Raw genomic sequence first — 25,076 nt, forward strand, 5'->3', positions numbered from 1 at the left:
AATGGAGCAGGCGGACTGCGCGCGACGCAGTCGAACGGTCAGCCGCCGTGTTCCGATCAACGACAAGGCGTGAGGCCCAATTGTGGCAACCGGCTTCGGCCGAAGAGAAATAATTCCGCCGCGTCCGAGCTTCGGACGCGGCGTCATTCATCACAAGTTCAGGACCAGGATAAGCATCGCGGCAGATCAGTGACTCGTTTGTGAGCCTAGTACCAACAGCCGCGTGGAGAAGTCATGCGACGCCAGGATTCGGCACACTGCGTCCAGGACTCTGCATCGGCACTTCGGCCGGCATCTGACCCGGTAATTCGTTCGGCTGCGGCGGCGCGCCGGGCTCCTCGATCGGCGGCGGAATGTCGGGATTGGGATTGCCGGGAGGTTGCTCCAAAGGCGGCTCGGTCGGCGTGCCGGGCGTACTCGGGGGCACCTCCGGCGGAGGAGTGACAGGTCCAGGATCGTTCGGGACTTCCTTCGGCTCGCCGGGCGCCATTAGATCGCCACCTTGGCGTTCTCGCCGAGGTCGGGCCGGCTCCCGGTCGCAGCCGCCACCAACATCTTGGCGTAGCTCACGAGGGTGCCGGGCGAATCCCAATACTCGGCTTCCTCCGGCATCACCTTGAGCACTCGGATGTTTGGATCATCCGCGCTGTCCCACCACGCCTTGGCCTCTGTGCCGAACAGCTCCTTGATCTTGGCGCGGTCGTTGCTGATCGCCGCATAGCCGTTGACCGAGACGTACTTCTGCGCGCTGGCATTGGCGAAGCCGAGATTGACGTGATGGTCCTGAGCGATCTCCTCGTCCTTGTGGCGGCGCACATCGGTGAGGAAGTAGATCGCGCCCTCTTCGGGCCTCACATAGGCGGCCATCGGGCGCGACCGGATCTTTTCGCCGTCGCGCGTCGCCAACATCGCGAAGGTGATCTTCTTCATCAGATCCCAGGCGTGCTGTGCGTTGCCCTCGTTCATCGTCGCCGCCATCTCGCTCTCCCTTGTTCGTCAGCAGCGATAACGATCGCTTTGCGGTGATGTTCCGCGAGAGCCAGGCAATGAGGCTGCACAGTCATTGCGCGGGAGCGCAGCGACGAAACAATTCAGAAACTTCCTTCACGCGACTGGATTGCTTCGCTTCGTTCGCAATGATGGGGAGAGATCGGTGACCAAAACAAAACGGCCGGGCGTAAGCCCGGCCGTTGGTATCAGCAATAACCTGCGCGCGTCAGATCTGGCGTTCAACCAGCTTGAGCTTGAGGTTGGCGATCGCTTCCGACGGGTTGAGACCCTTCGGGCACGCCTTGGCGCAGTTCATGATGGTGTGGCAGCGATAAATCCGGAACGGATCTTCGAGATTGTCGAGGCGCTCGCCGGTGGCTTCATCGCGGCTGTCTTCGACCCAGCGGGTCGCCTGCAGCAGCGCGGCCGGGCCGAGGAAGCGATCCGAGTTCCACCAATAGCTCGGGCACGAGGTCGAGCAGCAGGCGCACAGGATGCACTCGTACAGGCCGTCGAGCTTTTCGCGATCGGAGTGGCTCTGCCGCCATTCTTTCTGCGGGGTCGGTGTCACGGTCTGCAGCCAGGGCTGGATCGAGGCGTACTGCGCATAGAAGTTGGTCAGGTCTGGAACCAGATCCTTCACCACCGGCTGGTGCGGCAGCGGGTTGATCTTCACCGCGTCGTCGCGAACGTCGTCCATCGCCTTGGTGCAGGCGAGCGTGTTCTCGCCGTCGATGTTCATCGCGCACGAGCCGCACACGCCTTCGCGGCAGGAGCGGCGGAAGGTCAGGGTCGGGTCGATGTTGTTCTTGATCCAGATCAGGCCGTCGAGAACCATCGGGCCGCAGTCGTGCTTGTCGACGTAGTAGGTGTCGACGCTCGGGTTCTTGCCGTCGTCCGGATTCCAGCGATAGACGCGGAATTCACGAACCTCGGTCGCGCCTTCCGGCTTCGGCCAGGTCTTGCCGCCGACAATCTTCGAATTCTTCGGAAGTGCGAATTCAACCATGGATCTGCCTCTGGTCTCTCCTGGTCATTGCCGGGCTCGACCCGGCGATCCATCTCGTTGGGAAGAAGATGGATGCGCGGATCAAGTCCGCGCATGACGATTTTGAATCAATACACCCGCGGCTTCGGCGGGATGTACTGGACGTCGTTGGTCATCGTGTAGTCGTGCACCGGCCGATAATCGATGGTCACGTCGCCCTTGTCACCGATCCAGGCCAGCGTGTGCTTCATCCAGTTGGCGTCATCGCGATCCGGGAAGTCTTCGCGGGCGTGGGCGCCGCGGCTCTCGGTGCGGTTGGCGGCGGAGTTCATCGTCACCACCGCCTGGACGATCAGATTGTCGAATTCCAGGGTCTCGACGAGATCGGAATTCCACACCAGCGTTCGATCCGACACGCCGACGTCGCCGACGCTGCCATGGACGTTGGCGATCAGTTCCTTGCCCTCGGCGAGCACTTCGCCGGTGCGGAACACCGCGCAGTTGTTCTGCATCACGTGCTGCATCCGCTCGCGCAGCTTGGCGGTCGGGGTGCCGCCCTTGGCGTAGCGATACTTGTCGAGCCGCGACAGCGACATGTCGGCGGAGCTGGCCGGCAGTTCAGGCTGCTTGCCGTTCGGCACCAGCTTCTCAGCGCAGCGCAGCGCTGCGGCGCGGCCGAACACCACGAGGTCGATCAGCGAGTTGGAGCCGAGGCGGTTGGCGCCGTGCACCGACACGCAGGCGGCTTCGCCGATCGCCATTAGGCCCGGCACCACTGCGTTGTCGTCGCCGTCCTTCTTGGTGACGACTTCGCCGTGGAAGTTCGTCGGGATGCCGCCCATGTTGTAGTGCACGGTCGGCAGGATCGGGATCGGCTCGCGGGTGACGTCGACGCCGGCGAAGATCCGTGCCGATTCCGAGATGCCCGGCAGCCGCTCGTGCAGCACTTCCGGCGCCAGATGGTCGAGGTGCAGGAAGATGTGGTCCTTCTTCTTGCCGACGCCGCGACCTTCGCGCATTTCGATCGTCATCGCGCGCGAAACGACGTCGCGCGAGGCGAGATCCTTGGCCGACGGCGCATAGCGCTCCATGAAGCGCTCGCCCTCGGAGTTGACCAGATAGCCACCCTCGCCGCGGGCGCCTTCGGTCACCAGACAGCCCGAGCCGTAGATGCCGGTCGGGTGGAACTGAACGAACTCCATGTCCTGCAGCGGCAGGCCGGCGCGCAGCGCCATCGCGCCGCCGTCGCCCGTGCAGGTGTGCGCCGACGTGCAGGAGGCGTAGGCACGGCCGTAGCCGCCGGTCGCCAGGATGGTGGTCTGCGCCTTGAAACGATGGATGGTGCCGTCGTCGAGCTTCAGCGCCACGACGCCGCGGCAGCAACCCTGATCGTCCATGATCAGGTCGATGGCGAAGAACTCGATGTAGAACTCAGCCGAGTGGCGCAGCGCCTGACCGTACATCGTGTGCAGCATGGCGTGGCCGGTGCGGTCGGCGGCCGCGCAGGTGCGCTGCGCCTGGCCCTTGCCGAAATCCATCGTCATGCCGCCGAACGGCCGCTGATAGATCTTACCGTCTTCGGTGCGCGAGAACGGCACACCCCAATGCTCGAGTTCGTACACGGCTTCCGGCGCGTTGCGGACCATGTACTCGATCGAGTCCTGATCGCCGAGCCAGTCCGACCCCTTCACGGTGTCGTACATGTGCCAGCGCCAGTCGTCCTTGTGCATGTTGCCGAGCGAGGCCGAGATGCCGCCCTGGGCCGCCACGGTGTGCGAGCGGGTCGGGAACACCTTGGTGATGCAGGCGGTGCGGAGGCCCGCTTCGCTGCAGCCGACCACCGCGCGCAAACCCGCGCCGCCGGCGCCGACCACCACGACATCGTAGGTGTGGTCCTCGATCGGATAGGCGTTGCCGCCCGCCGCCGGGGCGCCGTTGACGTTCGCCGCCATACCTTAAACTCCGGATGCCATTTTGAAGATCGCAAAGATCGCGGCCAGCGCCACGGCGATCGAGAAGAAGTTGTTGGCCATGATGGTGACCAACTTGAGCTTTTCGTTCTGGACGTAGTCCTCGATCACCACCTGCATGCCGATCTTCATGTGGATCGCGGAGGCAATGATGAACAGGATCATGATCAGCGAGATCAGCGGAGAGCCGAGGATCTGCGCGGCGGCCGCCTGGTTGCGGCCGAGCAGCATCATGATCACCACGATGGTCGGCAGGATCAGCAGCGCCATGGCGACGCCGGTGATGCGCTGCTGCCAGAAATCCGAGGTTCCGGAGCCGGCGGGGCCGAATTTGCGCACCTTGCCGATCGGGGTGCGCATCGAGGTCGGCGTGCGCTTGCCGTGGGCGTCGCTGCTCATCGGGCCACCCCCATCGAATAGGCAATCACCCAGAGCAGAACGGTCAGCACGATGCCACCGATCAGCGCCGCCCAGGTCAGCCACTCGCGGTCGGCGGTCTTGAAGCCGTAGCCGAGGTCCCAGACGAAGTGGCGGACGCCGCTGAGCATGTGGTGCATCAGCGACCACGTGTAGCCGAACACGATCAGCCGGCCGATCCACGAGCCGGTAAAGGCCTGGACATTGGCGTAGGCGGTCGGGCCGGCGGCGCAGGCGATCAGCCACCACGCCAGCAACAAGGTTCCAGAATACAGGGCAATGCCGGTGGCGCGATGGACGATGGACATCGTCATCGTCAGGCTCCAGCGGTAGGCCTGCATGTGAGGCGAAAGCGGTCGTTCGATCCTGGCGGTCATCGGCTCAATCGGTTGGCGGCGAGCGGACAGGGCCCCGGGGAGAGGCTCGCGAAGGTGCCTCTATTTACGGAGCTCATTGATTGAGCGCAACGATGAAATGACATCCACAGAATTTCAATTCAGTTCTTGAAGTCTCATCGATGCAAGGCCCTGGAGGCCTCCCTCTGGTGCTCGGGTGGCGCGAGCGCTGAAGTGCGATTCACAACCCGGGAGCCGGCGTCCAGTTGCTCGCGCGAGGCGACGGCGGCGGTGCGATGCGAACTGGACGAATTCTGATCAGCAACTTGCGCCACTGCTTTCGCGACCAGCCGCCGCATGCGACAGTTTAGCCGTCATCGCCGGGATTTCCCTGTCCCGCAGCACCGCGTTCAGTCTGCATGAGCCACGATCATCATCACCATCATGGGCCCGGTGCCGCGCACGGCGCCGGTGGCCACAGTCACGCGCCGCAGGATTTCGGCCGCGCGTTTGCGATCGGCATCGCGCTCAACATGGTGTTCGTGGTCGCCGAAGCGGCATTCGGTTACTTCAGCAATTCGATGGCGCTGATCGCCGACGCCGGCCACAACCTGTCCGATGTCGCCGGGCTGGTGGTGGCGTGGATCGCCGCCGGGCTGTCGAAGCGGCCGCCCTCGGCGCGCTACACCTACGGACTGCGCGGCTCCTCGATTCTGGCAGCGCTGTTCAACGCGGTGTTTCTGCTGCTCGCTGTCGGCGCAATCGGATGGGAAGCGGTGGTGCGGCTGTTCGCGCCGGAGCCGGTCGCAGGTATCACCGTGATGGTGGTGGCCGGGATCGGCATCGTCATCAATGCCGTGACCGCCTGGCTGTTCGCGTCGGGCCGTCACAGCGACCTCAACATCCGCGGCGCTTACTTGCACATGGCGGCGGATGCTGCGGTGTCGGCCGCAGTGGTGGCGGCCGGCGTGATCATCCTGTTGACCGGCTGGTACTGGATTGATCCGGCCGTCAGCCTGATCGTCGCGGTGGTGATCGTTTGGGGCACCTGGGGCCTATTGCGCGATTCCACCGCGCTGTCGCTCGCCGCCGTGCCGCGCGACATCGATCCCACAGCGGTGCGGGCGTTCCTGTCGAAACTTCCCGGCGTCACGCAGGTCCACGACCTGCACATCTGGGGGATGTCGACCACCGAAGTGGCGCTGACCTGCCATCTGGTGATGCCCGGCGGCTCGCCGGGAGATCCCTTCCTGGTCGACCTTGCCCACGAACTGCAGCACGATTTCGGCATCGCGCACACCACGGTGCAGATCGAGACCGATCCCAACACGGTGTGCGCACTGGCGCCGGATCACGTGGTGTAGGTGCCCTCCTCGCATCGAAGGCTGCTGCTGAGCGGGAACGATTTATAAGACCGCGCCTGCAATTCCCCCTCGTCAGAAGTCATTCCGGGGCGCTCGCGATAGCGAGCGAACCCGGAATCTCGATGTGACGGAAAAGAACGGGTGCACAACAACGTCTGGATTCCGGGTTCGCGCTGCGCGCGCGCCCCGGAATGACGGTGTGTGAAGAGTGATGGTGAAGGCGGCGCGCGCGATTACTTATAAATGTCCTTGTACGTCTCGCGCAGGACGTTCTTCTGGACCTTGCCCATGGTGTTGCGCGGCAGGTCGTCGACGAAGATCACCTTCTTCGGCATCTTGAACTTGGCGAGCTGGCCGTCGAGGCCGTGCAGCACCTGCGCTTCGTCGATCGTGGCACCCTTGTCGCGCACCACCACGGCAGTGACGCCCTCGCCGAAATCGGCGTGCGGCACGCCGATCACCGCGGATTCGACCACGCCCGGCATGGCGTCGATCTCGCTCTCGATTTCCTTCGGATAGACGTTGAAGCCGCCGGTGATCACCAGATCCTTGCCGCGGCCGAGGATGTGGACGTAGCCGCGCTCGTCGATCTTGCCGAGGTCGCCGGTGATGAAGAAGCCGTCGTCGCGGAATTCAGACTTGGTCTTCTCCGGCATCCGCCAGTAGCCCTTGAACACGTTCGGGCCCTTCACCTCGATCATCCCGATGTCGCCGCGCGGCAGTTCCTTGCCGGTTTCCGGATCGGTCACGCGCGCCGAAACGCCGGGCAGCGCCGGGCCGACCGCGCCGGGGACGCGGTCGCCGTCATACGGGTTCGAGGTGTTCATGTTGGTCTCGGTCATGCCGTAGCGCTCGAGCACGGCGTGACCGGTCTTCGCCGACCATTCGCGATGCGTATCGGCGAGCAGCGGCGCCGAACCGGAGATGAACAGCCGCATGTGGCCGGTCGCTTCCTTGGTCAGCCGCGGGCTCTGCAAGAGCCGCGTATAGAACGTCGGCACGCCCATCAGCACGGTGGCGCGCGCCATCAGGTCGAGGATCTTGTCGGGATCGAACTTCGGCAGGAAGATCATCGATCCGCGCGCGAACAGCGTAACGTTGCTGGCCACGAACAATCCATGGGTGTGATAGATCGGCAGCGCGTGGATCAGCACGTCATCCGGCGTGAAGCGCCAGTAATCGACCAGCGTCAGCGAGTTCGACGCCAAATTGTCGTGGCTGAGCATCGCGCCCTTGGAGCGGCCGGTCGTCCCTGAGGTGTAGAGGATCGCCGCCAGATCATCGGCGCCGCGGTCGATCGTGGCAAACGCCTCGCTCGCTCCAGCTGCCGCATCGGTGAGCGAGCCCCGACCGTCGGGGCCAAGCGTCTCCACCGTTGCGCCGACCTTGGCGGCAATCGGCGCGATACCGTCGCGCTTGGACGGATCGCACACCACGATCTTCGGCTCGGCATCGGTGATGAAGTAATCGAGCTCGTGCAGCGTATAGGCGGTGTTGAGCGGCAGATACACGCCGCCGGCCCGCACCGTGGCGAGATACAGCACCAGCGCTTCCACCGACTTCTCGGTTTGCGCCGCAACGCGGTCGCCGACCTGCAGGCCGCGCGCCACCAGCACGTTGGCGACGCGGCCCGCCCGCGCCACCAGCTCGGCGTAGCTGATCTTGTCCCCGGCCGCGGTTTCGATCGCGAGCTTGTGGGGGTCGTCGAGCTTATCGAACAGGCGGGCGAACAGGTTGGCGTTCATGTCGGTGTTCCGGAGCGCGTCAGGTGAGCGGGAAAGCGCCGTTGGATACCAAGAACGCTCCGGCCAGCGCAACGGCTGAACTCAGCATAAACGGCGAGGAACGAACGACGAAACGAACGGTTTCACCCTGCGACAAAAAAGAAATCCTGAAACCGTGCCTGAAAACCTCGCGTAGCTCGCGGCGACGAGGCACCCCGCCCTCCAGGCGTGCGCCGCCGTCCTCAACCTCGCCCGCGACGGTCGCGGGCTTGCAATCACTCTCGGGAGACGAACCATGACGAAGCGAATTGCTCTGCTGACCGCCGCTGCCTTCAGCGCTCTGGCGCTCGCCGCCACTGTGAGCGTCCCGGCCTCCGCCGAATCCGGCAAGATGATGAAGAGCTCCGGCGACACCGTGATGGTCGGCGGCGCGCCGATGTATCCGTCGAAGACGATCGTCGAGAACGCCGCGAAATCCAAGGATCACACCACGCTGGTCGCCGCCGTGAAGGCCGCCGGCCTGGTCAAGACGCTCGACGGCAAGGGTCCGTTCACGGTGTTCGCGCCGACCAACATGGCGTTCGACAAGCTGCCGGCCGGCACCGTCGACACCCTGATCAAGCCGGAAAACAAGGCCCAGCTCACCAAGATCCTCACCTACCACGTGGTACCCGGCAAGCTCGAAGCCGCTGATCTCACCGACGGCAAGAAGCTGAAGACCGTCGAAGGCGAGACCCTGACGGTGAAGCGGATGGGCGATCAGGTGACGCTGATCGACGCCAAGGGCGGCAGCTCGACCGTGACGATTCCGAACGTCAACCAGTCGAACGGCGTCATCCACGTGATCGATACCGTGCTGATGCCGTCGTAATTCGCAGTCGGCTTCGCCGCGACGTTGTCCCCCGGCGCGGCGGGACGGTGACGCAAGTCGCCGCAAATGAAGGCGCGGGCCGGGTGACCGGCTCGCGCTTTCGTGATCCCGATCGCGCGCGGTTGCGTGACGGTCGGCAGACGATCGATATTCGGCAGTAACGAAATCGGCGCGTTGCCCGTAATGTCAGGAGCAACTGCTGCCTTTCAGGAATAGGGCCGATGTCCACCACCACCCTGACCGACCCCGCCCCGACTACCGTGCCCGCCGAGAGCGGCGCCGTCCTGCAGCCGTTGTGGGTGCGGGTGATGCACTGGATCAACGCCGCCGCGATGCTGGCGATGATCCTGTCCGGCTGGCAGATCTACAACGCCGCACCGCTATTCGATTTCCAGTTCTCGCGCGCCTTGACGCTCGGCGGATGGCTCGGCGGCGGATTGCTCTGGCACTTCGCCGCGATGTGGGTGCTGGTGATCAACGGCTTGTTGTACGTCATCCTCGGTTTCGCGACCGGACGATTCCGCCACAAGCTGTGGCCGATCACGATGTCGGGCGTCGCCTCCGATCTGGCGCAGGCGATCCGGCTACGGCTGTCACATGACGACCTCAGCCGCTACAACGCGGTGCAGAAGGTGCTGTATGTCGGTGTGCTGCTGGTCGGCCTGGTGTCCGTGGCATCGGGGCTGGCGATCTGGAAGCCGGTGCAGTTTCATTCGCTCACTGCCCTGCTCGGCGGCTACGACACCGCGCGCTACGTGCATTTCTTCGCGATGAGCGCGATCGTCGGTTTTTCAGCGATCCACATCGTGCTCGCCGCCCTGGTGCCGAAGGCGCTGCGGGCGATGATTATCGGACGCTGAACCTAAAGGCAGTTTCTCCGTCATGGCGAGCACCGGGAAGCAATCCTACCTCCGTGCATCGAGCTGGATTGCTTCGCCGCTTCGCTCCTCGCAATGACGCCAAGAGGACAAACATATGCTGCGCATCAACAGACTGCTGATCCCGGGCGTCGACAAGAAGCTGCTGGTTCGCGACGCTGCCAAGCTGATACCCGATGTATCGCGGCGGCGCTTCCTCGCCGGCGGCGCCAGCCTCGGCGCGCTGACGCTGCTGACCGGCTGCGACGTCGTCGACGGCGCCTCGGCCGAGACGCTGCTCGCCAAGGTGTCGAAATTCAACGACGCGGTGCAGGCGGCGATCTTCAATCCGAACACACTGGCGCCGACCTTCAGCGAGAAGGACATCACCCGGCCGTTCCCGTTCAACGCCTACTACTCACTTGACGAAGCGCCGACGATCGACGGTGGCGATTGGAAGCTGGAGGTTTCGGGCCTGGTCCAGAACAAGAAGAGCTGGACGTTGCAGGAGCTGACGCAGCTGCCCGAGGTGTCGCAGATCACCCGCCACGTCTGCGTCGAAGGCTGGAGCGCGATCGGCCAGTGGAGCGGGGTGCGGCTGCGCGACTTCCTCGACCTGATCGGCGCCGACACCAAGGCAAACTACGTCTGGTTCCGCTGTGCCGACGACTACACCTCGCCGATCGACATGCCGACCGCGCTGCATCCGCAGACCCAGATGACCTTCAAGTTCGGCGGCGACGTGCTGCCGCGGGCCTACGGCTATCCGATGAAGATCCGGATTCCGACCAAGCTTGGCTTCAAGAATCCGAAATACGTCGTGTCGATGGAAGTCACCAACGACTACAAGGGCGGCTATTGGGAAGATCAGGGTTATAATTCGTTCAGCGGGTTGTAGTCGTCCTCATCCGCCCGTCATTCCGGGGCACGCGCAACGCGCGTGAGCCCGGAATACCGCGGTTATTGTGATCGGCGCGTGCCCCGCATGTCGAGATTCCGGGCTCGCTCACTGCGTGAGCGCCCCGGAATGACTCGGGGGACGTCTGTCACATCCCAACAATCACAAATGGTTCCTCGCCAGATCCGCGGCCAATCGCGTGTTGGCGTCGCGGCGGTCGCGGTGTTAGCGTCGCGCATACGTTTTCAGAACACACGTCACGGGAGGTCCTGATGATCCTGCGAGCTTTGTTGTGCACCGGCGCGCTGCTCGGCGTCACCACGGCGGCGATGGCGGCGGACAGCGCCAAGGCGACGCTGAAGAACGCCGAAGGCGCCGAGATCGGCACCGCGACGCTGACCGAGGGTAGCAAGGGCGTCACCATCAAGCTGGCGCTGAAGGGACTGCCGCCGGGCGAACACGCCTTCCACATCCACGCAGTCGGCAAATGCGAGCCGCCATTCACCTCGGCGGGCGGCCATTTCAATCCGGAGAACAAGAAGCACGGCAAGATGGCAGAGGGCGGCGCCCATGCGGGCGATATGCCGAACCTCGACGTGCCGGCCTCCGGCGCGCTGAGTATCGACGTCGTCAACGACGCGGTGACGCTCGCCAAGGGCAAGCCGAACTCGGTGTTCAAGGACGGCGGCACCGCGCTGGTGATCCACGCCAAGGCCGACGACTACAAATCCGATCCCGCCGGCAACGCCGGCGACCGCATCGCCTGCGGCGTGATCGAGGAAGCGAAGTAACGCGGGCAGGTCATTCCGGGGCACGCGCAACGCGCGTGAACCCGGAATCTCGACATGTTCAGCGCGGCCACACGTCGCACCAACTTCTGGATTCCGGGTTCGCTCGCTATGCGAGCGCCCCGGAATGACGGTGCGAGTTGGGACTACTTAGGCAGCGGTCGCTGGAAGGCCGACAGCGCTGCGCCGAGTGCCAGCGTCGCGGCGGAGACGGCGAGCGCGGAAGACAGCGAGCCGATCGCGTCGGTGATGGCACCAACCACCAGCGGGCCGAGCGTCTGGCCAATGCCGAATGCGATGGTCATCGCGGCGATCGCGCCGGGCCAGCCGGCCTGCGGATAGTTGAAGCGGACGAACGCGGTGGTCGAGGCCACCACCGCGAAGAACGACACCCCGAACACCAGCGCCGAGGTCGCCAGCATCACGGGCGACAGGCTGAACAGCGGCAACACCGCGCCGACCGCATTGACCGCCAGGATGATGGTGGTCGACAGCCCGCCGCGGTGCAGCGCCATCACCCGGCGCCAGACCCAGGGCGTAACGAAAGCACTGATCCCGATCAGACACCAGAACGCGCTCTGCGCCGCGGCACCGCCGCCGGCATCGCGCACATAGGCGATCATGAACGTCATGTAGGCGATGTAGCCGGCACCGAACATGAAGTAGCCGGCGAGATAAACCAGCACGGGGGCAATCCGGAACGGCGCTGCGCGGCCGCCGCCGAGCCCGCCATCGACCCCGATCGGCGCCAGCAGCACCGGTAGGGTCATCGCGGCCGACAGCGCCGCCAGTACCAGCCAGCCGATCCACCATGAGCCGGGGCCGGCCGCCTGCAGCAGAAACGGCGCGATCAGCCCCGACGACAGGATGCCGATGCCGGGGCCGGCATAGAACAGGCTGAGCAGAAATGCCGACCGCGCCGGCTGCGCCTGGGCGATCGTGGTGGCGAGCGCCCCCGCCGGCCACGAACGCCAGCGCCGCGCCGATCCCGGCAATCAGCCGGGCCGCCGACAGGACGGCGAAATTGCCCGACAGCGCGCATAGCGCCAACGAGGCGACGCAGGCCAGCGTGCCAACCCGCACGATCGCCGCCATGCCGAACCGGGCGACCAGCCGGGACGTCACCAGCGCGCCGACCAGATAGCCCGCCGCATTGATGGTGTTCATGAATCCGGCCGCCGAATACGACCAGCCGAGGCTGTCGCGCATATCCGGCAGCAGCAGCGAATAGGCGAAGCGGCCAATCCCGAGCCCGACGGTCGGCGCAAGCGACAGGATCAGGATCAGGCGCGCGGGGTGAGCGGGCGCCGCCTCGGTGCGGTCGAGCAGGGTCAAGAAAGGGTCTCCGGCTCGGTCATTCTGGCAGCGAATGCGCCCCACCCGCAACACGCAGCGGCGGCAACACTGTCTTGCCAAGCCCGCACCGGCGATCTAGCACTCGGCCCCGCGAATTCATTTCTTCCTGTCATGCCCGGGCTCGACCCGGGCATCCATCCGTCTCGAAACGATGGATCGCCGGGTCAAGCCCGGCGATGACGCTTGCAAGGACCCGATCATGGCAACGCACAAACTGCTTCTTCTCCCCGGCGACGGCATCGGCACCGAAGTGATGGCCGAGGTCAGCCGGCTGATTGACTGGCTCAACAAGGCCGGCATTGCCAGCTTCGAGACCGAGCACGGCCTGGTCGGCGGCGCCGCCTATGACGCCGACAAGGTGGCGATCACCGACGCCACCATGGCGCTGGCGCAGGACTCCGACGCGGTGATCTTCGGCGCGGTCGGCGGCCCGAAGTGGGACGGCGTGCCCTACGACGCCCGCCCCGAAGCCGGCCTGCTGCGGCTGCGCAAGGATCTCGGCCTGTTCGCCAATCTGCGGCCGGCAGTGTGCTACCCGGCGCTGGCGGATTCCTCGAGCTTGAAGCGCGACGTGGTCGAAGGCCTCGACATCATGATCGTCCGCGAGTTGACCGGCGGCGTGTATTTCGGCGAGCCGAAGACCATCACCGATCTCGGCAACGGCCAGAAGCGCGCGGTCGACACTCAGGTCTACGACACCTACGAGATCGAGCGGATCGGCCGGGTCGCGTTTGACCTCGCCCGCAAGCGCCGCAACAAGGTCACCTCGATGGAGAAGCGCAACGTCATGAAGACGGGCGTGCTTTGGAATGAAGTGATCACCGCCGTGCACGACCGCGAATACAAGGACGTCCAGCTCGACCACCAGCTCGCCGACTCGGGCGGCATGAACCTGGTCAAGTGGCCGAAGCAGTTCGACGTCATCGTCACCGACAACCTGTTCGGCGACATGCTGTCCGACATCGCCGCGATGCTGACCGGCTCGCTCGGCATGCTGCCGTCGGCCTCGCTCGGCGAAGTCGACGCCAAGACCGGCAAGCGCAAGTCGATGTACGAGCCGGTGCACGGCTCGGCCCCGGACATCGCCGGCAAGGGCATGGCCAACCCGGTGGCGATGCTGGCCTCGTTCGGCATGGCGCTGCGCTATTCGCTCGACATGGGCGCGCTGGCCGACAAGCTTGACGAAGCGATCGCCGCGGTCCTGGCCAAGGGCCTGCGCACCGCCGACATCAAGAGCGAAGGCACCACGGTGATCTCGACCTCGCAGATGGGCGAAGCGATCGTCACCGAACTGCAGACCCTGCACGCCTGACGAGATCATTCGCGGGCCAGCCGCCGCGAACCGATCTTCAACAATGCGAGGAACCGCCGGGCCCAGCCCGGCGGGGACCTGAACCCAAACAAAAACGCCCGCCGGATCGGCGGGCGTTTTCGTTTCTGAAGCTGTCGCTACGGGTGCCGCAGCGGATCAGTACAGCGGGAAACCGGTCGGAGAGCCGCCGAGATCGGAGGCCGGGTTGAGCGGCCAACGGTCGAGCGGGCGCTGGCCGTTCTCGCGGGCGAACGAATAGCCCGGCGGGAAGGCGTAGTCCGAGAAGTGACGTTCGCCCGGCTGCACTTCGGTGCCGGCATCGAGCCAGGACCGCTTGGTGACGTACACTCGGGTGCGGGGACCGGCCTGATAGACCACGTTCGGGCCGCGGGAGCCGTAGCGGATCTGGTCGGAGGTGCCGTAAACCCGCTTCTTCTTCGGCGCGGCATCGGCATTGCTGACGCCGATCACGGCGACGGCGGCTGCCGCGAGCAGGACCGGCAACAGTCTGGCGGCAGTGGATTTCACGAACATCGGGGTCCCCATCGGCAGGCGCATTCCAGGTTCGTCCTTTGTAGCCGCCGCCGCACACCGGCCACAAGATCAATCCGGCAACACCAGCCGACAATCATTCAATCCGCCCGTCGCCAAAATGTTGCATCAACTCCAGGGCGTTACGCCGCCCCCGGCCCGTCTTTCGCTCATAGCCGACCGCGCAGCAGAGGGTCCTGCGGACCGGTCAGCCAGTCGGCGGACGCCTCCGAAGCCGCGGACTGATTCGGCGCGCAGCTGCCGCGCCGCAACTCCGCCTGGGCGAACGCAGCGGCCGTCGCGGCATCACCACCCAGCAGCACCAGCCGGTCGAGCAGGCAGGCCGCCGCGGACCGGCGCTGCGGCCCGCTGTCGCCGCGACAGGAGAAACCGGAAATCCTCAAACTCGCGGCATCGATCGCTTTGACGAAGCCCAGACAAGAACCGGCCGGCCGATCGCTCCCCGGGAGGCTGAACAGCGGCACCGGGCCGAACTTGGTATCGATCACCCCGGCGGTCTCGATCGTCGCAGTTCCAGCCGGGTCCATGCGGGCCGCCAGGGCCGCTTCTGCCGCGACACGGGAGGTCTCACGACCGATCCGGTAGATCTCGATCTCGGCCGTCACCGGCTCTCCCGGCGCAGCCAAGCGCAGGATGTCTTTGCGGCCGCCATCGGGGTGGCGCAGAATTTCGGTCGTCTCGGCCTTGCCCGGCCAATCGAGCTGACTGAGCGCGTAGGCCGGTTGCGACCGCGTCGCCACGCTCCAGCCCAGTCCGGCCTCGGCGGTGGTCGCCGCGGTGATCGCGGCGTCGGTCAGCGGATTGGCGGTGTAGAATACGATGAGGCCGATCAGCGCCAGCGCGCCCACATAGGCCATCGTCCGCAGCAGGGTGTCACGACATTCCTCGGCGAAGCTCTGCAGCGCCGGATAAATCCGGTGCCGGGAGGCTGCGGCGCGGAGGGCAGGGCTGCTTCGCATTGCGCGGGCTCGAACGGCTACTACGTTGTGTCCGAGGCGTTTCTCGCATAGAAGCGCTGACTTCTCCTTGCTGCGGCCTGCCGCAGCGGAGCAAATTCCTTCGGAGAGTGAACGATGGGTTACAAAGTCGCGGTAGTGGGTGCGACCGGCAATGTCGGGCGTGAGATGCTCGCCATTCTGGACGAACGCAAATTCCCGGCCGACGAGGTGGTGGCGCTGGCATCGCGCCGCTCGGTCGGCGTCGAGGTGAGCTACGGCGACAAAACCCTGAAATGCAAGGCGCTCGAGCACTACGACTTCAGCGACGTCGACATCTGCCTGATGTCGGCCGGCGGCGAAGTGTCGAAGGAATGGTCGCCGAAGATCGGTGCGCAGGGCGCGGTGGTGATCGACAACTCCAGCGCGTGGCGGATGGACCCGGACGTGCCGCTGATCGTTCCCGAAGTGAACGCAGCGGCCGCGGCCGGCTTCACCAAGAAGAACATCATCGCCAATCCGAACTGCTCGACCGCGCAGCTCGTGGTGGCGCTGAAGCCGCTGCATGATCACGCCAAGATCAAGCGCGTGGTGGTGTCGACCTATCAGTCGGTGTCGGGCGCCGGCAAGGACGCGATGGACGAGCTGTTCTCGCAGACCAAGGCCGTCTACACCAACAGCGAGCTGGTGAATAAGAAATTCCCGAAGCGGATCGCCTTCAACCTCATCCCGCAGATCGACGTCTTCATGGAAGACGGCTTTACCAAGGAAGAGTGGAAGATGGTGGTCGAGACCAAGAAGATCCTCGACCCCAAGATCAAACTGACCGCGACCTGCGTGCGGGTGCCGGTGTTCGTCAGCCACTCGGAATCGGTCAACATCGAGTTCGAGAACCCGATCAGCGCCGACGAAGCGCGCGAGATCTTGCGCAAGGCGCCGGGCTGCCTCGTCATCGACAAGCACGAGCCGGGCGGCTACGTCACGCCGTATGAAGCCGCCGGCGAGGATGCGACCTATATCAGCCGCATCCGCACCGACCCGACCGTCGACAACGGTCTGGTGCTGTGGTGCGTGTCCGACAACCTGCGCAAGGGCGCGGCGCTGAACGCGATCCAGATCGCCGAAGTGCTGATCAACCGTAAGCTGATCACCGCCAAGAAGCAGGCGGCATAGCCGTCAGGAATTTTGATATCGACAGGCAATGGCCGGGGCTCGTCCCCGGCCATTTTCGTTCGGGGTGCGCAACGGTACTGACGCGAGCGCGCCCGCACGTTAGGCTGGCGCAGCTTCATTGCCCACGGCCGCCCCATGACCGACCAACCTGATCCGACGCCATCCCCGTCCTCCGCGAAACACGTCGAGCGCGGCTTCGAGACCTTGCTGTTCAACAGCCGCTGGCTGATGGCGCCGTTCTATTTCGGTCTGGTGATCAGCCTCGTCGTGCTGCTCTATAAATTCGTGATGCTGCTGTACGAGTTCATCGTGCACGCGACGCTCGCCAAGGAATCCGACATCATCCTCGGCGTGCTCAGCCTGATCGACGTGTCGCTGACCGGCAATCTGGTGCTGATCGTGGTGTTCTCCGGCTACGAGAACTTCGTGTCGCGGATCGACCCCGGCAATCATCCGGATTGGCCGGAATGGATGACCAAGGTCGATTTCGCCGGACTGAAGCAGAAGCTGCTGGCCTCGATCGTGGCAATCTCGGCGATCCAGGTGCTCAAAGCGTTCATGAACATCGACAGCTACGATCAGACCAAACTCACCTGGCTGGTCGGCATCCATCTGGTGTTCGTGGTCTCGACCCTGATCATGGCGCTATCCGACCGCTGGGGCCACAGCGACGATAAAGGCGGACATTAGCCGCTTCCTTGGCGCTCTCCCGGCACAGCGTCATGCGCGGGCTTGACCCGCGCATCCATCCCGCGCGAAGCGCAGTGAACGATTAGCTGATTGGCTTCCAAACGATGGATTGCCGGGTCCAGCCCCGGCCATGACGTCGCGTCTGCTCTCACACGACTTTTGCGGCCGGCACGAACTGCTTGTTCTCCTGATCGAGCACGAACAGATCGCCGTCGGCGACACCGAAATAGGCGCCGTGGAGCTGCAGCTTGCCACGCTCGACCAGGATTTTGATGCACGGGAACGTCATCAGGTTCTCGATGCTGCGGAACACCGCTGCCTTTTCGATCCGGGTGCGGAAGTCCTGCACGGTTTCGTGGTCGCGCTTTTCGACCACTTCGCCCGGCTTGGTGAACATCTGCATCCAGCGGCCGATGAAGTCGCTTTCGGTCAGCGGCGGGGTCTTGTCGGTGAACGCCTTGATGCCGCCGCACAGCGCGTGGCCGAGCACCACGATGTGCTTCACCCTGAGCACCTGCACGGCGAATTCCAGCGCCGCCGAAACGCCGTGGGCGCCGCCGTCCGGCTCGTACACCGGCACCAGATTGGCGACATTGCGCACCACGAAAATCTCGCCCGGCCCGGCGTCGAAGATGACCTCCGGCGAGACGCGGCTGTCGCAGCAGCCGATCACCATCACTTCCGGCGACTGACCGCGCTCGGAGAGTTCACGGAAGCGGCTCTGCTCGGTCGGCAGCCGCTGCGTCCGGAACGCCTCGTAACCGTCGATCAGTGACTTCGGAAAGGATGTCATCGGCGCAGTTCCCTCCTTCAGGGTGCGGGGGTGGGGCACGTCGGCGAACGATACCGCCATCGCGACGCGCGCGGCCTGATGCCGCTCGCATAATCACAGGACGGGGCCGCGAACAAGCCTTCCGACCGGATGATCGAGATGCTATCGGCTCGGACGTTTTCGTGACGCCGAAGGGGGAACCATGATTCGACCGCGCCGCAGCCTCTTGTTCATGCCGGGATCGAACGCGCGGGCGCTTGAAAAGGCCCGGCTGCTGCCCGTCGACGGCCTGATCCTGGACCTCGAAGACGCGGTGGCGCCCGACGCCAAGGATACGGCGCGCGACCAGATCGCAGCGGCTGTGGCGGCCAAGGGCTACGGCAAGCGCGAAGTCCTGGTGCGGATCAACGCGCTCGACACCGCGTGGTGGCAGGACGACATCGCGATGGCCGCAAAGGCCGGGCCGGACGGCATTCTGGTGCCGAAGGTCTCGAGCATCGAAGACATCGCCACCGTGGGCAACAAGCTCGCCGAACTCGGCGCCGATCCATCGATCCGGGTCTGGATCATGATCGAGACCGCGCGCGGCGTGCTGCATGCCGAGGAACTGGCCGCACAGAAGCACGAGGCCAAGTCGCGGCTGGAAGGCTTCGTGTTCGGCCCCAACGACATCTCGCGCGAAACCGGCATTCGAATGCTGCCCGGCCGCTCCACCATGCTGTCGATGATCACGCATTGCGTGCTCGCCGCGCGCGTCCACGGCCTGATCGCGCTGGACGGACCGTACAGCGACATCGGCAATGTCGACGGCCTGTCGGAAGAGTGCGCGCAGGCGCGCGACCTCGGCTTCGACGGCAAGACGCTGATCCATCCCGGCCAAATCGACGCCTGCAACGCCGCCTTCACGCCGCCGCCCGAAGACGTCGCCCAGGCCCGCAAGATCCTCGCCGCATTCGAGCGCCCGGAGAACCAGGGCCGCGGCGCGATCCAGCTCGACGGCCGCATGGTCGAACGCCTGCACGCCGAAATCGCCAAGAAGACGATTGCGATCGCCGACGCGATCGAGACCGCAGGCCATTAAGGCCGCAAGCGGCTAATACAGCGGATGGTCATTCCGGGGCGCGAGCGCACAGCTCGCGAACCCGGAATCCCGAGATTGTTTTGCGATCGTTGGTTATTTGAACATCGCGATTCCGGGTTCGCCGCTGCGCGGCGCCCCGGAATGACGTGTTTCTGACTGCAAAGAGCGGTGCCCGATCAGGCCGCGCGCACCGACGCCAGGAAGTTGCCGACCTCGGCGCGCAGGCGGCTGCTCTCGCTCGACAGCGATTTGGCGGCGGACAGTACCTGCACCGAGGCTGCGCCGGTCTCGCGGGCGCCGGCCTGGACGCGGGCGATGTCCTCGTCGACCTGCGAGGTGCCGTGGGCCGCGTGCTGGATGTTGACGGCGATGTCCTTGGTGGCCATGCCCTGCTCCTCGACCGCGGAGGCGATCGAGGAGGAGATCTCCGACATCTGGCCGATGATCGAGCAGATCTCCTTGATGGCAGCCACCGACTCGCCGGTCGCCGCCTGAATGCCGGTGATCTGCTGACCGATCTCGCCGGTGGCCTTGCCGGTCTGCTCGGCCAGCGCCTTGACCTCCGACGCGACCACGGCGAAGCCGCGGCCTGCTTCACCGGCCCGGGCGGCTTCGATCGTCGCGTTCAGCGCGAGCAGATTGGTCTGCCCGGCAATGTTGCTGATCAATTCGACGACATCCCCGATCCGGGCCGCAGCGGCCGACAATTCGCTGACCCGTTCATTGGTCTGGCGCGCCTGATCGGCCGCCTCGTTCGCCACGTTCGCAGAAGTCTGCACCTGCCGGCCGATCTCGTGGACCGATGCGGTCAGTTCCTCGCTGGCGGACGCCACCGACTGCACGCCGGCGGAGGCCTCCTGGGACGACGAGGCGACGCCGACCGCAAGCTCGAGCGAGCGAGCCGCGGTCGAGGACAGCGAGTGCGCGGCGGCTTCCAATTCGTTGGCGGCGGACGACACGGTCTTGATGATCTCTCCGACCGCGTCTTCGAAACCGTCGGCGAGCCGCGCCATATCGGCCTTGCGCTGCTCGGCGACAAGATGCTCCTGCCGGCTCTTCTCGGCGGCTTCCTGGTTCGCCTTGTGCTCGGCGTTGGTCTTGATCGCGGTGATCGCTTTGGCCATGCCGCCGATCTCGTCGCTGCGGCCTGCACCCGGGATCACGACGTCGAGCATGCCGGCGGCCATCGCCTGCATGGCCGCGGTGAGCCGCACTAACGGACGGACCATTCCGACCGCGAGGCCGGCGACGCCGAGCGCGATCAGCAGCGCCGCAAAGCCTGACAGAATCCACACGATTGTCGAGTAGCTGCCGACCTGACGAGCGGCTTCGGTTTCAAGCTCGGCGTTCTCGGCGTTGGCGCGCTTGACGATGTCGTCGATAATGGCGCGATGCGCCGCGTAGCTTGCATCGAGCTTCGTGTAGGCAACCTCCGCCGCTGCCTCGTCACCAGCACTCAAGGCCGGGATCAGCTCCTGCTCCGCCGCTCTCCAGAACTTCTGCACGGCCGCGTCGGAGTCGACGGTCAGCCGCGTCTTCAGGACCGGATCGAGCTCTGAGCCTGACCAGTATTTCTGCCGATCGAGATAGTCGCGGTGAAGCTGCTCGAGCTTGGCGGCATGGGCGCGCCACTCGGTGGGCCGGCGCAGCGCCAGCGTCGCTTCGAGGTAGGCTTCGATCACATAGGCCGGCGGCGGCAGAATGTCGGCGACCAGATCGTTGCCGAGCTTGATCTGCGAATACAGCGGCCCGCCGACCCGCAATTGATTGAGCGCCATGAAGTTGGTGGTCAGCATCGCCGTGAGGCTCACCAGAACAACCACGGCGAAAGCGACGATCATCGATGTGATCGAAAGACGAATTTTCATGACGTTAGTCTCGGGTGGATCGGTTTCGACCTGATTAGTTCCAGCCGCTTAAGACGACGTTACGTCGCAGGAAAATCCGCCCCTAAAGATCGTAATCATACCAAGTGAGAGCGACACACTCTTGTCATTCAACGAACACGCGAATGCGCGGTTCTGCGCAACGCAGAACCGTTATCGGATCACTTTCGATCGGATGAATTGTGCAACGTCTGCGTAGTTAGTTCGAGACGGGGCAGGTCGGAAACTCCCGTCATTGCCGAACGCAAACTTCAAACCGCGTAGCACGGCATGCATTGCGACGATGCAGCGCGCGAGTCCATACGACCATCGTGGCACAATCTCGGATCGCACCCACGCCACGCTTGGCATCGTCATTGCAGACGATCAGAGTCTGCGGCAGCGCCTCGATCCGAGGCAAGCGTCGGCATTGCGGGTTTAAGAAGCTTGAAGTGAGCGCAGACGCAATTGCGTGGTCGCATAGCGCACTTCATAGATTAACTGACGCGATGCGGCTCAAGGGAGCCTCAGGGCCTGGTTGAAACTCAACCGGCGATGTCGAACGCCTACTCTCGCCGCGTCATGCTCGGACAGCCCGAGAATCTACGCCTTGGAGCCGACGTGACGACAAAGACGAAAATGGCCGGGGCGAACCCGGCCATCACGAAGCTTGATCGGCGAACTTTCCGACAGACCGCAAGCGGGGCCACCGGTTCGCCGCGTGTCTTCCCGCCAAGCGAGGAAACCGGGGCGTTACGCCCAGGCGCGCTCGGTCTTCAGCTTGGTCTCGTAGGCGTCGATCGACGGCTTCTTTTCCAGCGTCAGGCCGATGTCGTCGAGACCGTTAATCAGGCAGTGCTTGCGGAACGGGTCGATCTCGAACTTGATCGCGCCGCCGTCGGGACCGCGGATTTCCTGCGCCTGCAGGTCGATCGTCATCGTGGCATTGGAGCCGCGCTCGGCGTCGTCGAACAGCTTGTCGAGATCGGCCTGCGACACCCGGATCGGCAGCACGCCGTTCTTGAAGCAGTTGTTGTAGAAAATGTCACCGAACGAGGTCGAGATCACGCAGCGGATGCCGAAATCGAGCAGCGCCCACGGGGCATGCTCACGGCTCGAGCCGCAGCCGAAATTGTCGCCGGCGACCAGGATCTTGGCGCCGCGATAGGCCGGCTTGTTGAGGATGAAATCCGGGTTCTCGCTGCCGTCGTCCTTGTAGCGCTGCTCCGAGAACAAGCCCTTGCCGAGACCGGTGCGCTTGATGGTCTTCAGGTACTGCTTGGGAATGATCATGTCGGTGTCGACATTGATGATCTTCAGCGGCGCAGCGACGCCTTCCAGCGTGGTGAACTTGTCCATCGTCAGGTCTCCGGGGTTTGGAATGGTCTTAACGCCCCTTGGCCGGCGGTCAAGCCGGCAAACCGCAGAGCCGCGCGCGGCAGGCTCAATCCTCGGCCAGTTCGTCGGCCTTGGCCTCGATCGCTTCCATATCGTCGTCCGACAGGCCGAAATGGTGGCCGATCTCGTGCACCAGGACATGGCGGACGATCTCGCCCAGACTGTCGTCGTGCTCGGCCCAATAGTCGAGGATCGGCCGGCGATACAGCCAGATCATATTGGGCATCGGGGCGACGTCCTGGCTGGAGCGCTGCGGCAAGCCGATGCCCTGAAACAGCCCGAGCACGTCGAATTCGGTCTCGGCCCCGAGCTCGTCGAGCACCTCCTCGGTGGCGAAATCGTCGACCCGGATGATGACGTCCTCGCACAGCGACCGGAACTCGCCGGGCAGGCGGGCGAACATCTCGTGCGCCATCTGTTCCAGATCGGCGAGGGAGGGGGCTTTGGCATTGATCCACATACCGGCCGTTGTACGCGATCGGGTGGGGGCGGCAAGCGGCTTGCGGTTGACGACGGCGCCATGATCGGGGACGTTGCCGCGGGGCTTAGAAGGGGCGATGGCAGCATGGACCAGCTCGGCAAGGGGCGGATCACGATCACAGCGGCAGCGCTGGGACTTGGGCTGGCGTTTGGCCTGCCGGCAACGACCTCGGCTCAGGCCCAGCAGACCGCGGCAGCGAACGCGGATCGCGCAGCGGCCGATCGCCTCACCGACGTCTCGTCGCAGGACCGTGTTCGCCGGGCGCCGCGACGGGTGCCGGTCTATCCCCGCGACGAGGGCGACGACGTCATCCCGCGCTACAACCCCGGCCCGAACGCAGTACGCGACTGCACCGCCAGCTACGTCCAGGAATATCGCCCAAGCGGCACCGTGATCGTGCCCCGGATGAACTGCTTCTGGCGTCGCGGCTGAGCATCACCTTCTGCGAAAGGCTTCGCAGCAGCGCCTCGTTGGTACGCCAACTACCAAGCAAATCCATTGATTTTCGGAACTTCGCGCTCGTGTCGCGCATTTCTGCGCGGCGGGTGATGCATTCACACCGCATTCACGTCGTGCGCGTCAGCCTGATCTCCAGGGGGTCATGCCGAGGCACGCCAGCCGCATCGAGCGGGCGGACGCGCGTCGCAACCAAGGAGTTGTCGGATGAAGATTCTGAAATTGTCGGGTCTGGCTGCGATCGCCGGTCTGTTGCTGATCGCCGCGCCCGGCGAGCGTGCGCAGGCGGCACCGCTGTCGACCCCGGGCATCGCCGCCTCGGTGCAGCGCGACGCGATCCCGCAGACGACCGAGGTGCAGTACCGGCACCACCGGCACATGCACCGCCATCATCATCGGTCGCACCGGCACCATCATGTTCGCCGGCATTACGGTCACCGGCACCACCACCATCATCATTACCGGCACCATCATCACCGCCACTGGCGCTGATACGGATCGGTTACCAACGGGCCCGCAAACGCGGGCCCGTTTTCGTTGCGGCAGTTGCATTTCGGCGGGTTACGCCGACATGATGGCCAGTAGCAGCCGATGGAGGTGACGATGCGGACATGGATCGGAGCGGCCATTCTGGCGACGGCGCTCGGCGCGGCCGGTCCCGCGGGCGCAACACCGGCAACTGCCGCCAAAGCGACCGGTGTCTCGGCCGCGGAGGCAACCGATATCAGCGCCCGGCAGCGCAAGCCGCACGCCAAGCATCGTCACGTCCGGCGGCATTCGGCGCCGCACCGCACCTATGTGTATGGGCCGCGCGGCAGCTACGACTACAATGCCCGCCCGCATTGGTACCGGCCCGATCCGGTATCGCCGTTCTTCCCGTTCAGCTACGGCTGGGGCCTCGGGCCGTCCTGGTAAGCGCCGCGGCGCTGCCGCTGGAAGTCGTCCGCGCATTCATCACGCGTTCAGTCGGCCAACCCTAGCGTCGCCCAGTTGGTGCAACGACAATGCGCCGCCTGCGGCGCAGGGAGAGGCGAGATGGCCGATCTGCGCGTGATCCGTATGCCTGCGGCTCAATCCTCACGACCTTCGCCCGGACCGCTGCGGCTGGTCCGGCGGATCGGCGTGGCGCTGATGGCGGCTACGGCGCTGACGATCTCGGCGATCACGCCCCGTCCGGCGCTGGCGCTGTCACCGGTCACGCCGGCAACAAAATCGATCAGCTCTGCCGCCGCAACGCAGCCGATCCAGGTGCAGCATCATTTCGGCCATAGCGGCGGCGGTCCACGCGTCGGCGGATTCCATGGCGGTGGATTCCGCGGCGGTGGTTTCCGTGGCGGCCCTGCATTCCATGGCGGATTCCGCGGCGGCCCGGCGGTTGGACCCCGGTTCTACGGCGGCGGACGGCATTTCTACGCCGGCCCGCGGGTCTATGGCGCGCCGCGCTTCTACGGACGGCCGCGCTATTTCGGCGCTCACCACTACGGCTTTCACCGCCGTTACTACCGGCCGCGCGTATACGGCTATTACGGGCCGGCCTATTATGGATCCGCCTACTACTATCCGGCCTACTACGGCTACTACCGGCCGCGAGTCTGCCGCGTGGTGTGGACTTATTACGGCCCGCGCCGGGTCTGCCATGTCCGACATTGGCGGCACCATTGGCACCGGCACTGGCGGCATCATCACCGCCACCACCATCATCACCGCCACTGGCGGGTGTACTGATCGATCCCGAAAAAGCAAAACAGGCGCCCAAAACGCCTGTTCGTGTTGGAGCTCAGGATAACGGCCGCGTTCCGGGCT

26 protein-coding genes and 1 pseudogene are annotated in these 25,076 nt (G+C 64.9%); 13 read left to right on the forward strand and 14 right to left on the reverse strand.

Features of this window, described 5'->3' with window-relative positions:
* Positions 1–232: 232 nt before the first annotated feature.
* The 6 genes from HZF03_RS24410 to sdhC all read right to left on the reverse strand — a co-directional run bounded on the left by HZF03_RS24410 (position 233) and on the right by sdhC (position 4,742).
* Positions 233–490, reverse strand: coding sequence for a hypothetical protein (locus tag HZF03_RS24410; protein ID WP_119017691.1), 258 nt, complete (start codon positions 488–490; stop codon positions 233–235).
* On the reverse strand, positions 490–978 hold the full coding sequence (locus HZF03_RS01090) for a pyridoxamine 5'-phosphate oxidase family protein (protein WP_119017690.1): 489 nt from the start codon (positions 976–978) through the stop codon (positions 490–492). Before HZF03_RS01090 ends, HZF03_RS24410 begins: the two co-directional genes overlap by 1 nt.
* 238 nt (positions 979–1,216) lie before the next feature.
* The gene (locus HZF03_RS01095) at positions 1,217–1,999 is read right to left on the reverse strand and encodes a succinate dehydrogenase iron-sulfur subunit (protein ID WP_011155784.1); all 783 of its coding nucleotides are present in this window, start codon (positions 1,997–1,999) and stop codon (positions 1,217–1,219) included.
* Positions 2,000–2,106: 107 nt separating this feature from the next.
* Positions 2,107–3,930, reverse strand: a complete 1,824-nt coding sequence (gene sdhA, locus HZF03_RS01100) for a succinate dehydrogenase flavoprotein subunit (RefSeq protein WP_011155785.1) — start codon at positions 3,928–3,930, stop codon at positions 2,107–2,109.
* Between the two features lie 3 nt (positions 3,931–3,933).
* Complete coding sequence (gene sdhD / locus HZF03_RS01105; protein ID WP_011155786.1) at positions 3,934–4,347, reverse strand: succinate dehydrogenase, hydrophobic membrane anchor protein; 414 nt, start codon at positions 4,345–4,347, stop codon at positions 3,934–3,936.
* Positions 4,344–4,742: a succinate dehydrogenase, cytochrome b556 subunit gene (sdhC, locus tag HZF03_RS01110; RefSeq protein WP_011155787.1), complete on the reverse strand. Its 399-nt coding sequence runs from the start codon at positions 4,740–4,742 to the stop codon at positions 4,344–4,346. Before sdhC ends, sdhD begins: the two co-directional genes overlap by 4 nt.
* 377 nt (positions 4,743–5,119) lie before the next feature.
* On the opposite strand from sdhC, the gene HZF03_RS01115 reads away from it, so the two are divergent.
* Positions 5,120–6,064, forward strand: a complete 945-nt coding sequence (locus HZF03_RS01115) for a cation diffusion facilitator family transporter (RefSeq protein ID WP_119017689.1) — start codon at positions 5,120–5,122, stop codon at positions 6,062–6,064.
* A gap of 233 nt (positions 6,065–6,297) precedes the next feature.
* Here HZF03_RS01115 and HZF03_RS01120 read toward each other — a convergent pair whose 3' ends face one another.
* Positions 6,298–7,809, reverse strand: a complete 1,512-nt coding sequence (locus HZF03_RS01120; protein ID WP_119017688.1) for a malonate--CoA ligase — start codon at positions 7,807–7,809, stop codon at positions 6,298–6,300.
* A 274-nt stretch (positions 7,810–8,083) separates the two neighbouring features.
* On the opposite strand from HZF03_RS01120, the gene HZF03_RS01125 reads away from it, so the two are divergent.
* From HZF03_RS01125 to HZF03_RS01140, 4 genes are all read left to right on the forward strand, one after another.
* On the forward strand, positions 8,084–8,659 hold the full coding sequence (locus tag HZF03_RS01125) for a fasciclin domain-containing protein (protein WP_012493991.1): 576 nt from the start codon (positions 8,084–8,086) through the stop codon (positions 8,657–8,659).
* A gap of 221 nt (positions 8,660–8,880) precedes the next feature.
* Positions 8,881–9,519, forward strand: a complete 639-nt coding sequence (locus HZF03_RS01130; protein ID WP_119017687.1) for a cytochrome b/b6 domain-containing protein — start codon at positions 8,881–8,883, stop codon at positions 9,517–9,519.
* 115 nt (positions 9,520–9,634) lie between these two features.
* Complete coding sequence (locus tag HZF03_RS01135; protein ID WP_119017686.1) at positions 9,635–10,414, forward strand: molybdopterin-dependent oxidoreductase; 780 nt, start codon at positions 9,635–9,637, stop codon at positions 10,412–10,414.
* A gap of 272 nt (positions 10,415–10,686) precedes the next feature.
* Positions 10,687–11,205: a superoxide dismutase family protein gene (locus tag HZF03_RS01140; RefSeq protein ID WP_119017685.1), complete on the forward strand. Its 519-nt coding sequence runs from the start codon at positions 10,687–10,689 to the stop codon at positions 11,203–11,205.
* Between the two features lie 143 nt (positions 11,206–11,348).
* Here HZF03_RS01140 and HZF03_RS01145 read toward each other — a convergent pair.
* Positions 11,349–12,537 (reverse strand): annotated as a pseudogene (locus tag HZF03_RS01145) (YbfB/YjiJ family MFS transporter).
* 220 nt (positions 12,538–12,757) lie between these two features.
* On the opposite strand from HZF03_RS01145, the gene leuB reads away from it, so the two are divergent.
* A complete protein-coding gene (gene leuB, locus HZF03_RS01150) occupies positions 12,758–13,870 on the forward strand; it encodes a 3-isopropylmalate dehydrogenase (protein WP_119017702.1) in 1,113 nt (370 codons plus the stop codon).
* 156 nt (positions 13,871–14,026) lie between these two features.
* On the opposite strand, the gene HZF03_RS01155 is transcribed toward leuB, so the two are convergent.
* Both HZF03_RS01155 and HZF03_RS01160 read right to left on the reverse strand, forming a co-directional pair.
* Positions 14,027–14,428: a hypothetical protein gene (locus HZF03_RS01155; RefSeq protein WP_012493995.1), complete on the reverse strand. Its 402-nt coding sequence runs from the start codon at positions 14,426–14,428 to the stop codon at positions 14,027–14,029.
* A 143-nt stretch (positions 14,429–14,571) separates the two neighbouring features.
* Positions 14,572–15,279, reverse strand: a complete 708-nt coding sequence (locus HZF03_RS01160; protein WP_420853835.1) for a hypothetical protein — start codon at positions 15,277–15,279, stop codon at positions 14,572–14,574.
* A gap of 216 nt (positions 15,280–15,495) precedes the next feature.
* Between HZF03_RS01160 and HZF03_RS01165 the strand changes: the two genes are divergently transcribed.
* Positions 15,496–16,530 (forward strand): aspartate-semialdehyde dehydrogenase, encoded by a 1,035-nt coding sequence (locus HZF03_RS01165; RefSeq protein ID WP_011155798.1) that lies wholly within the window; start codon positions 15,496–15,498, stop codon positions 16,528–16,530.
* Between the two features lie 135 nt (positions 16,531–16,665).
* Positions 16,666–17,220 (forward strand): TIGR00645 family protein, encoded by a 555-nt coding sequence (locus HZF03_RS01170; RefSeq protein ID WP_119017683.1) that lies wholly within the window; start codon positions 16,666–16,668, stop codon positions 17,218–17,220.
* Between the two features lie 148 nt (positions 17,221–17,368).
* Here the strand turns inward: HZF03_RS01170 and HZF03_RS01175 are convergent, their stop codons facing one another.
* Positions 17,369–18,013 (reverse strand): carbonic anhydrase, encoded by a 645-nt coding sequence (locus HZF03_RS01175; RefSeq protein ID WP_119017701.1) that lies wholly within the window; start codon positions 18,011–18,013, stop codon positions 17,369–17,371.
* A gap of 181 nt (positions 18,014–18,194) precedes the next feature.
* Here HZF03_RS01175 and HZF03_RS01180 point away from each other — a divergent pair, with 181 nt between their 5' ends.
* Positions 18,195–19,073 (forward strand): HpcH/HpaI aldolase/citrate lyase family protein, encoded by an 879-nt coding sequence (locus HZF03_RS01180; protein WP_011155801.1) that lies wholly within the window; start codon positions 18,195–18,197, stop codon positions 19,071–19,073.
* A gap of 176 nt (positions 19,074–19,249) precedes the next feature.
* Here the strand turns inward: HZF03_RS01180 and HZF03_RS01185 are convergent, their stop codons facing one another.
* The 3 genes from HZF03_RS01185 to HZF03_RS01195 all read right to left on the reverse strand — a co-directional run bounded on the left by HZF03_RS01185 (position 19,250) and on the right by HZF03_RS01195 (position 22,796).
* Positions 19,250–20,941: a methyl-accepting chemotaxis protein gene (locus HZF03_RS01185; RefSeq protein ID WP_119017682.1), complete on the reverse strand. Its 1,692-nt coding sequence runs from the start codon at positions 20,939–20,941 to the stop codon at positions 19,250–19,252.
* Between the two features lie 750 nt (positions 20,942–21,691).
* Positions 21,692–22,297, reverse strand: a complete 606-nt coding sequence (gene leuD / locus HZF03_RS01190) for a 3-isopropylmalate dehydratase small subunit (protein WP_011155803.1) — start codon at positions 22,295–22,297, stop codon at positions 21,692–21,694.
* An 85-nt stretch (positions 22,298–22,382) separates the two neighbouring features.
* Positions 22,383–22,796: a metallopeptidase family protein gene (locus HZF03_RS01195; protein ID WP_011155804.1), complete on the reverse strand. Its 414-nt coding sequence runs from the start codon at positions 22,794–22,796 to the stop codon at positions 22,383–22,385.
* Positions 22,797–22,901: 105 nt separating this feature from the next.
* Between HZF03_RS01195 and HZF03_RS01200 the strand changes: the two genes are divergently transcribed.
* The 4 genes from HZF03_RS01200 (at position 22,902) to HZF03_RS01215 (ending at position 24,998) form a co-directional block, all read left to right on the forward strand.
* The gene (locus tag HZF03_RS01200) at positions 22,902–23,249 is read left to right on the forward strand and encodes a hypothetical protein (protein WP_012494000.1); all 348 of its coding nucleotides are present in this window, start codon (positions 22,902–22,904) and stop codon (positions 23,247–23,249) included.
* Between the two features lie 231 nt (positions 23,250–23,480).
* Positions 23,481–23,765, forward strand: a complete 285-nt coding sequence (locus tag HZF03_RS01205; RefSeq protein ID WP_011155805.1) for a hypothetical protein — start codon at positions 23,481–23,483, stop codon at positions 23,763–23,765.
* 111 nt (positions 23,766–23,876) lie between these two features.
* Complete coding sequence (locus HZF03_RS01210) at positions 23,877–24,188, forward strand: hypothetical protein (protein WP_042441361.1); 312 nt, start codon at positions 23,877–23,879, stop codon at positions 24,186–24,188.
* Between the two features lie 120 nt (positions 24,189–24,308).
* Positions 24,309–24,998, forward strand: coding sequence for a hypothetical protein (locus tag HZF03_RS01215; protein WP_119017681.1), 690 nt, complete (start codon positions 24,309–24,311; stop codon positions 24,996–24,998).
* Positions 24,999–25,076: the final 78 nt, after the last annotated feature.

This window comes from Rhodopseudomonas palustris, assembly GCF_013415845.1.
Taxonomy (GTDB): Bacteria; Pseudomonadota; Alphaproteobacteria; order Rhizobiales; family Xanthobacteraceae; genus Rhodopseudomonas; species Rhodopseudomonas palustris_F.